Origin of the sequence: Aestuariivirga sp., assembly GCF_046093005.1 — a bacterium.
Lineage (GTDB): Bacteria > Pseudomonadota > Alphaproteobacteria > Rhizobiales > Aestuariivirgaceae > Aestuariivirga.
In genome coordinates, this window is the sequence record NZ_JBJTER010000069.1 from 1 (window position 1) to 2,337 (window position 2,337).

Sequence of the window (2,337 nt, forward strand, 5' to 3'; positions counted from 1 at the left end):
GTTCGAGGGTCGAGGTGCAGACCACCGCGCGCAAACGGCCCGCCGCCATCGCCGCCTCCACCTTCCGCCGCTGTGCCACGTCGAGCGAACCGTGGTGCAGCGCGATCGGCAGATTGTCTTCATTGGCCTCCCACAGCGCCTGGAAGATCACTTCCGCCTGGCTTCGCGTGTTGACGAAAACCAGCGTCATCCTCGCCTTGCGGATCTCGCCGTAGATTTCGGGGATAGCGTAACGCGCCGAATGGCCGGACCATGGCACGCGCTCGGCGGAGGCGAGGATGACGCTGGTTTTCGTCAATACGCGAAGCCAGGCGGAGGTCATCTTCCAGGCCCTGTGGGAGGCCAATGACGACAATCTGCCGATCGCCCTGCACCATGGCTCGCTGGATGTGGCGCAGCGCCGCAAGGTGGAAGCCGCGATGGGTGAAGGCCGGTTGCGCGCGGTGGTCTGCACCTCCACCCTGGAACTCGGCATCGACTGGGGCGATGTTGACCTCGTCATCCATGTGGGCGCCCCCAAGGGCTCGAGCCGCCTGTTGCAGCGGATCGGGCGTTCCAACCACCGTCTCGACCTGCCATCGGAAGCACTCCTCGTGCCGTCAAACCGCTTCGAGGTTCTGGAATGCCAGGCGGCGCTCGAAGCGGCGGGCGCCAATGAGCAGGACACCGACTATCCGATGACCGCCAAGCTCGATGTGCTGGCCCAGCACATCCTGTGCCGGGCCTGCGCCGGGCCGTTCCACCCGGACGAACTCTTTGCCGAAGTCGCCAGCGCCTGGACCTACCGCAAGCTGCCGCGCGAGGATTTCGACAAGGCCATCGATTATGTGGCGACCGGCGGCTATGCGCTGAAAGCCTATGAGCGCTATGCCAAGCTGAAGCCGCAGCCCGGCGGCCTGTTGCGCCTCGCGCATCCGCGGCTTGCCATGTCCTACCGCCTCAACATGGGCACCATCATCGAAGACCAGATGCTGAAGGTGCGGCTCGCGTATGCCAAGACGCGGCTCGGCAAGCGGGTGGTGACCGGCGGGCGCGTGCTGGGCGAAGCGGAGGAGTGGTTCCTGGGCCAGCTCACCCTCGGCCAGACCTTCCTGTTCGCGGGCGAGGTCTTGCGCTTCGAGGGCCTCGATGAGTTCGGCGCGCTCGCCACCCGGAGCCGCGGCCAGGATCCGATGGTGCCGTCCTATCAGGGCGGCAAGTTCCCGCTATCCACCCATCTCGCGGCCAGGGTGCGCGAGATGCTGGCAAACCCAGCCGCCTGGAAAAGCCTGCCGCCACAGGTGAGCAGCTGGCTGTCGCTGCAGCGCTTCCGCTCCTTGCTGCCGCGCGCCAGCCAGATGCTTGTCGAAACTTTTCCGCGCGCCGCCAGGCACTACATGGTGTGCTATCCGTTCGAGGGACGGCTGGCGCACCAGACGCTGGGCATGCTGCTTACCCGAAGGCTGGAGCGCATGGGCCAGCAGCCCCTGGGTTTCGTCGCCTCCGAATATGCGCTGGTGGTGTGGATGGCGCGGGACCTTTCGCTGGCGCTGGCCTCGGGCCGGGTCAGCCTCGCCACGCTGTTCGCCGAGGACATGATGGGCGACGATCTCGAGGCCTGGCTCGCGGAGTCAGCGCTGATGAAGCGCAGCTTCCGCAATGCGGCGATCATCGCCGGGCTGATCGAGCGCCGCCAGCCGGGCCATGAGAAGACGCCGCGGCAGACCACCGTCAACACCGATCTGATCTATGACGTGCTGCGCAGCCACCAGCCTGACCATCTGCTGCTGCGCGCCGCCTGGGAAGACGCCGCCGAAGGGCTGATCGACGCCTGGCGGCTCGGCGCGCTGCTGCGCCGCATCCGCGGCCAGATCGTGCACCGGGCGCTTGACACCGTGTCGCCGCTCGCCGTGCCGGTGCTGTTGGAGATCGGCCGCGAATCAGTCTACGGCGAGGGTCATGATGCCCTTCTCGCCGAAGCCGCGGACGCTCTCATCGACGAGGCCATGCGGCTTGTCTAGATCGCAGCGCATACGGCTCGGCAGCATGGAATTCATTCCCGACCTTTCGGGCGCGCTGTTCGCTCCGGATCTTCGGACGCTGCTCGTTGCAGATCTGCATCTTGAGAAGGGAAGCAGCCTGGCGCGGCGCGGCGTGCATTTACCACCCTATGACACACGGCAGTCGCTTCTCCAGCTTGGCGCGGTGATGGCGGCCACGGGTGCGGAACGCCTGATCCTGCTTGGCGACAGTTTTCACGACGAAGGGGCGCGCGGGCGCATCGATGCCGCCGATCTGGCGCTCCTGCGCAGCTTGGTGGCGGCGGCCGACACGCTGTGGATTGCCGGCAATCATGAC

The 2,337-nt window shown here is 66.5% G+C and carries 2 protein-coding genes and 1 pseudogene; 2 read left to right on the forward strand and 1 reads right to left on the reverse strand.

What is annotated here, in order from left to right; all coding sequences use genetic code 11:
* Window positions 1-298, reverse strand: a 298-nt coding sequence (locus tag ACKOED_RS05630; protein WP_408915603.1) for a helicase-related protein, incomplete at its 3' end; no start/stop codon positions are given.
* Here ACKOED_RS05630 and ACKOED_RS05635 point away from each other — a divergent pair.
* A pseudogene (locus ACKOED_RS05635) lies at window positions 234-2,000 on the forward strand (helicase-related protein); the annotation flags it as partial. The gene ACKOED_RS05630 and the pseudogene ACKOED_RS05635 overlap by 65 nt on opposite strands.
* Before the next feature lie 25 nt (window positions 2,001-2,025).
* Window positions 2,026-2,337 (forward strand): metallophosphoesterase (locus ACKOED_RS05640; protein ID WP_408915604.1); only part of this gene is annotated, 312 nt, incomplete at its 3' end.